At 35.1% G+C, this 8,514-nt stretch carries 2 protein-coding genes; both read left to right on the top strand.

The window, feature by feature from the left end; genetic code table 11:
* The first annotated feature begins 340 nt into the window (after positions 1 to 340).
* Positions 341 to 4,489, top strand: coding sequence for a S8 family serine peptidase (locus tag COC46_RS14685; protein WP_098810453.1), 4,149 nt, complete (start codon positions 341 to 343; stop codon positions 4,487 to 4,489).
* Positions 4,490 to 4,780: 291 nt separating this feature from the next.
* Positions 4,781 to 8,302, top strand: a complete 3,522-nt coding sequence (locus tag COC46_RS23030; RefSeq protein ID WP_098810452.1) for a S8 family serine peptidase — start codon at positions 4,781 to 4,783, stop codon at positions 8,300 to 8,302.
* The last annotated feature ends 212 nt before the right edge of the window (positions 8,303 to 8,514 follow it).

Raw genomic sequence — 8,514 nt, 5'->3', positions numbered from 1 at the left:
TATTCGGGTAACATTTCATAAAGCAATAGCGTTTTTTTTATAAATAACATCTCTTTTAAAATAAACCGTTGTTGTTTGGAAAGAGTAACCCTATAACAAACGCCAATCTGCCGCTAGTACAGAGATTGGCGTTATTGTTATTTCATTAAGAATATTTTATTAAATAGATTGATAGCTTTAACAACAACTGTTTGTAGAAATTTATCGATTAATATTTTAGATGTTGAATGTTTTTGTCAAAATAGCAAATAAATCAATTCTCATTATAATGTGATTAGAATTTTATGAAAATCCATAATAAGCTAACTATTTTAAATTCAGAAGGGAGACGAAGAACTTAATGAGCCAAAGGAGAGACAAGAAAAGAATAATCGCTTTTAACGTAGTGATGAGCTTAGGAGTCCTATTAGGAACAGTTACTCCACTAAACTATCACTCTACAGTAAAAGCGGAGACGAATACGAATGTAAAAGCAAAAGATGTTTTAACTCATCTTACAGAGGAGCAACGATCTGCATTAAGAAATATACAGTTAAATGATAGTGTAGGTCTTAAGCTTGATCCAAATGTGGATCTTAATAGTAATAAAGAAATTTCTGTCATCGTGGAATTCAAACAGAAGCCTGAAAAAGTTGCTCAGTTAGTAGCAGAGATCAATGGTAAAAGCTTATCAGCGAGTAAAGCTAGAAGTTTAAGAGATGGTGACCAATCATCATTTCAACAAGATTTAAAAACGATTTTTAAAGAGGATATTCAAAAAAAGAAATCTTCATTCAAAGTTAAACGTATCTATAAGAATGCCTTTAATGGAGTAGCGATCACACTTCCTGCAAATAAGGCCAAAAGCTTGTTATCATCTGATGCTGTAAAGGCAATTTGGAGCGATAATGTAGTTCAACTTGATTTGCCGAAAAAAGAAAATACAACAAAACAGAATACTTCTTCTGTGAACATAGCAGGCGGAAACTCATATCTCGGCGTAGATAAATTACATGATGAGGGTTTCACAGGTAAGGGAATTAAAGTCGGAGTAATTGATACTGGAATTGATTACAACCATCCTGACCTAAAAGATGCCTATAAAGGTGGCTATGATTTTGTAGATAATGACATAGATCCAATGGAAACGACGTATACGGATTGGAAGAATTCAAAAAAAGTCGAAACTTCTAATGGATCAACTTATTACACAGAACATGGAACACATGTATCTGGGATTATTGCTGGACGTGGCGAAAACAATAGTGAGTATGCGACGACTGGGGTGGCGCCAGATGCTGACCTTTATGTGTATCGTGTACTTGGTCCATATGGTTCAGGCTCAAGCGATGCGATTTTATCAGGGATTGATAAGGCTGTCGCAGATGGGATGGATGTCATTAACTTATCACTAGGTGCTTCTGTTAACGATCCACTATTTCCAACAAGTATGGCAGTAAATTATGCCGTTTTAAGTGGCGTAACAGCTGTCGTAGCAGCAGGGAATTCAGGTAGTAATTTGTATACGTTAGGTTCACCTGGTGCTGCTGCTTTACCTTTGTCCGTCGGTGCAAGTGATGTGCCAATTGAAATGGAAGCGTTTACGATTTCGATGCAAGGCGAAAGTGCCAAACAAGCTCAGGTACGTTTAATGGCAAAAGAATATTCAGATAATATACCAGGGTTAAAAGGGAAAACATTTCCTATTGTAGACGTTGGGGTTGGTAGCTCAAGCAACTATTCTGGAAAAGATGTAAAAGGGAAGTTTGTACTAGTCGCACGGGGTTCAATTACTTTACAAGATAAAGTGAAGTATGCACGGCTAAAGGGAGCAGCTGGAATTTTGATGTATAATGACAATCCAAATGAAGGGTTTATTCCCTATTACCTTGGAGAAGGTACAACCAGTATCCCCACATTCTCTGTATCGAATGCTGAAGGATTAGAGTTATTAAAAAATGTACAAGCAGGTAATGCATCTTTTACATTTACTGAAATGGGTAGAGGAACTTTAGAAGGAGACACATTAGCAGATTTCAGTTCTCGTGGACCATCTCGTATCAATTATGATATAAAGCCGGAGATTGTGGCACCGGGTGTTTCCATTATGTCAACAGTACCATCGTATATAAACAATAAAGATAATCAAAGCGACTACCAGTATGCATATCAAAGATTGTCTGGGACTTCAATGGCATCACCTTACACTGCGGGAGTTGCAGCAGTTATGTTGCAAGCGAATCCGAATCTTCAGCCTGAAGATATAAAGTCGATCCTGATGAATACAGCTGATGACTTGAAAAAAACTTATAGTGTATTTGAAGTAGGAGCAGGCCGAATTGATCCATATAAAGCTGTACATACAGGGATGGAGATTGAAGTTATTGATAAAACACCGATTATTAATAATGGTGAAGAAACATCTATTCAAGAAAAAACAGGCGGCATCAGTTTTGGTTCTTTTGGAGCTACAGGAAATGATCTTTTAGAGAGCCGTAAAATTGTCCTATCTAATTTGGAAAGTGAGAATAAAACCTTTGATGTAGCTGTAAAATTTCAAACTGGAGTAAGGGGTTCCAAGAATGCGGAACAAAACAATGTACATGTCATTACGGATTCAGAGATAAAGGTTAAAAGGGATAATCAAAAGCAGTCGAAGGTATCGATTTTTATTCCAAAAACTGCTGAAAATGGTACATATGAAGGTTATGTAGTTTATACAAACAAAGCAAATCCAAAGGAGACTTATAAGGTACCATTTGCAATACGTGTTGTTGAAGAGGGAATGGGAGACTTAAATTTCGCTAATCCTTCTATGTCCACTGCGCCAAATGGTGTTAGTCAAATTTATCCAACAAGTTTACAGTTTGGTTTTAGTGTGAAATCTCATATGAAGTTTATAGATGCAGTGTTAGTGGATGGGAAATCAGGTAAAGACCTTGGGTATATTGGCAAGATTGACGGAATGGCAGTCAATGAAAATGTAGACTATGGCTGGCTTGGTTACGATGGATCGTATAAGCCATTTACAGGAAATAAAAATCAGCCAATCTCTGATAAAGTTGTCTATGCATCGCAAGGACAATACAAGTTTAAATTAATTGGAACAAATGATCATGGAAAAACATTTACAATTCAAAAAGATTTCTTCGTTGATAATAAAATTCCGGACTTCCAAACTAATGTAGATGATAAAAACGTTATCGAATACGCTGCAAATCAAACATCTTATCCGATTAAAGCAACTGTTATTGATAAAGATGTGGCAGAAATGCAGGCTCTTGGCTTTGATATTGATCAATCTAAAAATAAGGTAGGATTTTCTTATTCTGGTTTTACCGGTTATCCTGACATCGTAAAGCAAGTAGATCATAACGGACAGTTGGAATGGGACCTTCCACTAGATAGTCGCAAAGAAGTAATTACTGCAAATATAGATGGACTTGATGCAGCAAACAATCGAAAGAAACGTACAACCGTTTACTTTTTGAAAGAAGGTACACCTTATGTAACAGGTGACCTAGACAAAAAAGTAGTCAGACCAGGCGATACAGTGAAATATTCATTAACCGTCCAAAACTTGAAGGATTTAAAAGAAGCAAAATTTACAATGAAAATTGATCCTAAGCAGGTGGAAATTGTAAATGTAGAGGCACGTCCTGAAATTTCAAAGTATAGTCCTATAGATATAAAATACGAATCAAAACCAATCAATGGTGGACAATATATCGACGAAGTATATACGTTGCCAATGGATGACACACATGAAGTAACAGGAGATATTCCTATGATTGATGTTTATTTAAAAGTAAAAGAAGGAAGCCAGCTGGATCAAACTGGATTTTTGACTTTTAATACTCTTCTGACAGATCAAACAGGAAAATGGGTTTTTGCCCAACCTTTCTTTGACTACAACAAAATTCAGGTAGCTCAAACTAAAGCAATAGTATCAGGGATGGTTATATCTCAAGGTTTACTCTCTGAAAACAATGTGTGGAATGAGGCGTTAGATTATTCGAAAATAGGTGGGAAAATAAAGCTGGAAGGTTCACAAGGAACCGTACTCGAACTAAATTTAAATAATAAAAGTTCTTACAGTTTCGGAAATGTTCCACTGACTGATAATGGCTATACTGTATCAATTGATGTGCCGGGACATTTTACTTATTACGATACAGTCGATACAGCTACTAAAAAAGGAGATTTGTTAGCTGGTTTAAACTCATTAGTAAATGATGCTTATGTTATCGCAGGAGATGTAAACAAAGATAATGTTATTGATGTATTGGATGCAGAATATATTAGAACTTTTTGGGGAACAAACAAGCGCGCAGCAGATATCAATTACGATGGGATTGTAAACAAAAAAGATATGAAATTCGTAAAATTAAACTATTTAAAGCAAAATTCAACATTAGACTATTTGCATCCAGGTTCTTCACCTAAGGCAAAAAAAATATATAAGGGTGACACCCTGGAATCTATTATGTATGAACTTGGAATGGAATAAAAAGTAATTGAGTTAAGACAATCAAGAGACTGGTTCAATGAAAGCAATTATTCGCTCATTGAATCAGTCTTACTTAGTTGCTTTAACTAACTGTCTTATATTTTATTCATAAACAAATGCAAAATTAGAAAAATAGACTAGTAATTTAGTTCTAAATATCAATGACCCTTAGAGATAAATAGGCTTTTTTATATACTTTCATGTTGGAGTTTCCAATCAACTAAAAAATTCTAACTGAAGGTTAACATAAATTAATAAATTATAAGATTAAGAGGGGAGCGTTTTAAGTTTATGAGCAATAATAAGAAAATTCCTTTTCGATTGATTACAGCAACTACATTAGCTGCAATGTTTTTAACTACACCAGGATATGCACAAATTACAAAAGAAAATCCATCTACACATTCGAATATTAATACGAATGTGCAAGGTGTGTTAAAAAATTATTTAGCTGATCTCTACAAAGAAGCATCTAAAGATTCTAATCAATCAGTCTATAAAAATATTAATGAAAATAATTCAAAAGTTTATGCTGCAAATGAGAAAGTACGTGTAATTGTTGAAGTACAAGATCCGGAACAAGCTACACAAACAAAAGCAAAGGTAAGTAAAAAAGCTTTAATGAAACAAAAGCAAGACGATGTTGTTTCTAAAATGACAAAAAAGAAGCTGAATCCAAAAGTTAGGCATCGTTTTTATGAAGGATTTAATGGGTTAAGTTTAGATACAGAATACAAAAATATTAAAGATTTACAGGCAATGCCAGGTGTAACAAATGTACATATTGCAAGAACTTATGAACAAACGATGAAAACGAGTAAAGAGTTAGTACAAGCACAAAGTGTATGGGAAAAATATGGTTATGAAGGTGAAGGGTTAGTTGTTGGTGTGGTTGATTCAGGTATTGACTATACACATCATGATATGACTTTAACGGAAAAAGGAAAACAGAAAGAGACGTTGACGGAAAGTAATATTCAGAGTAAGTTTTCCGAAACTTCTGTCAATGAACAGTGGTATAGTGATAAAGTTCCAACTGGTTATGATTGGGCAGATAACGACGCAGATGTTATTCCACGTGGTAAATATGCAAATCCTCATGGTACACATGTATCAGGTACGATTGGAGCAAATGGGGACGAAGAAAATGATGGTGTATTGGGTATCGCGCCCGGTGTTCAGCTGTTAGCAGAAAAAGTATTCTCTGACAATGGCAGTGCAGGAGCTTATGAAGATGATATTATTGCAGGGATCAACCATGCTGTTGAAATGGGAGCAGATGTTATTAATATGAGTCTTGGAACTGATTCAGGATTTGTTGGAGAAGATAAAGATCCAATCCAAAAAGCAATACGTGAAGCGACAGAACATGGAACACTAGTAGTAGTTGCAGGTGGTAACGCAGCGTATAGTACGAAGAATAGTATCATGGCAGCTTCTGCCCAACCATATGCAGAAAATCCAGATATTGGGACAGTAGGAGAGCCAGGTGTAAGTCCTTTTGCTTTATCTGTAGCTTCCTATGAAAATACTAATTACGAATTAAATACATTGGCGGAAGAAAATGGTTTACAACTTCCATACCAAGACCAAACGCAATATAATTTTAAACTTTCTAGAGCACTGTCCCCTAATGAAAGTTATGAGTTAGTTTACGTTGGAGAAGGTTTTAAAGATGAGCATTATGTTGGAAAAGATGTAACTGGAAAAATTGTAGTTTTTAAACCGAATACGTCTTATTCAACTTATGCTTCAATGCAATCTCAAGCTAAAAAGCGAGGTGCAAAGGCTGTAATTTTAGTTCCAGCTACTAATATGGTTGATTTTCCATACGTAAATTTCGGTAGTGATCTTACTCCTGCAGCAACAACTAGTAAGGCTGCGGGGAATGCTTTAATTGATAAGTTAACAAGTGGACAGGTTGTTAAAATGAAGTTAACAAAAGGAACTTGGTTGGAAAACCCTGCACGAGATACGATGTCTTATTTTTCTTCTTATGGTGCTCCAACTACATTAGACTTTAAACCAGAACTTTCTGCTCCAGGTGGAAAAATCTATTCTACTACTCCAGGAAATGAATACGAGGTTATGAGTGGTACTTCAATGGCGACTCCACATGTTGCAGGTGGCGCTGCATTAATTTTACAATCAATGTATGAAAAAGGACTAACTCACTCAGAAGATACTGCATTAAAAGCAAAAATTGCTTTAATGAATACGGCTAAAGTGGTAATGGATCCTAAAACAAATAACGAAATCCCATATTCTCCTCGTATTCAGGGATCCGGATTAATGCAAATTCAAAATGCAATTAAAACCCCTGTCATTGTAACTAGAAAAAATACGCCACTTGAACAAGCAGGATCAGTTGCATTAAAAGAAATTAAAAATGATCGAGCAATCTTCAATTTAAATGTAGAGTCACTTGAATCAAATGAAACGAAAAAAGACTACGAGTACACTGTTAATGTTGACTTATTAACAGACGGAATTGATACAAAGGAATTTGACTTTGATGGTGATGGAACTCTAGAATCAAAAGATTATTTATCATTAAAAAGTACTCGTGTTGAAGGTGCTTCGATCTATGTAAATGGTGAGAAACTAACTAGTACAGAAGGTTCAACAATCAAAATTAAAGCAGGTCAAAAGAAAAATCTGAATGTAGAGATTCGATTACCAAGAACATTAAGAAAAAATGAATTTGTTGAAGGATTTGTACGACTTGTACCAAAAGGAGAAAATAGTGATTCAGCTGTTCCGTTAACAGTTCCTTATATGGGCTTTAATGGTGATTGGGATTCGCTTAATAATATTGACCCTGCAGCTTGGGATCGAAAAGATGCATTTTTAGGCTATACTGCACTATGGAATGATGAAGGTGCAACGGTACCTATGGGATATGATACGAAAACAGGTAAATTTAATATGGACGCAATCGCTACCTCTCCAAATTCAATACTTAAAGGGGTATTCCCAACATTTACTGCCTTTAGAAACTTAGCAAAAGCGGAAATGTATATTGAGAATAAACAAGGCAAGATGATTAAGTATCTTGGCGACTTTAGTGAGTATAACAATGGTATGCCTATGCCACTTCGAAAAAATGTAATTTCTGGAAGTAGAATGTATGTGGGATATAACTGGGATTCGAAAGATCAAAACGGTAAGACGGTAAATGATGATACGTATAACTTTGTCATAAAAACTACGTTAGATTATCCAAATGCGAAACCACAGAAAATAAAAATGCCGATAAAAGTCGATTCAGTTGGCCCAAAAGTATCAAATGTTCAAGTAACACCAAAAGATGGTCAATATGAAATTTCATTCGATGCAGTTGATAATGGCTCAGGGTATATGGGCGCGATTCTTTGGCATAATGGCATACAAAAATCCCTACCAGTAGGAGCAACTTCCGTTTTAGTAAATGAAGAACCAAAGAGTGTTGTTGTGATGGGAATAGATAATGCAATGAATATAAGTTATAAAGTTTGGGGCGATCCTTCATATATTAAATACAGTATGCTTGTACCTGTATTTAGTGTAAGTCCAAATACAAACATCAATGCAAGCAAACCAGCTCCAATAAATGGTTTTGCTCAAACACGTGTAAATTGGACAGTTTACGTAAAAGACGCGAGTGGGAACGTAGTAGACAGTTTGCAAGTGAATAATGAACATGAACTTCATACTAAATGGACACCAGATGTAAAATTACCTAACGGGACCTATTATATTTCTGCTGATGCAGTTGATAAAGAAGGTTTTAAAGTAACAACTAAGACAGTTACAGTTACTGTTGTTAAATAAGTTAAATGAGCCGATCTCATATGGAGATCGGTTTTTATATTGAAATAGATAGGTTAATCCAGCAGTTAACATATCTACTTCAAACTTATGGTCAAAAAAAAATATATATATTACTTTCAAAAGTATGTCAAAGAATGGCTATTTTGGGTTTGCAAGTAAAAGGAGAATTCACTAGATTTAAATAATATCCCGAAAAATATTGTTGAACTTTA

This window comes from Bacillus sp. AFS041924 (assembly GCF_002577195.1).
Lineage (GTDB): Bacteria > Bacillota > Bacilli > Bacillales > Bacillaceae_G > Gottfriedia.
This window is presented reverse-complemented; position numbering and strand designations above follow the sequence as displayed.

Bases quoted from the DNA above. Each gene is read 5' to 3' on its own strand.
- COC46_RS23030 (WP_098810452.1), top strand. From the start codon at position 4,781: ATGAGCAATAATAAGAAAATTCCTTTTCGATTGATTACAGCAACTACA.
- COC46_RS14685 (WP_098810453.1), top strand. From the start codon at position 341: ATGAGCCAAAGGAGAGACAAGAAAAGAATAATCGCTTTTAACGTAGTG.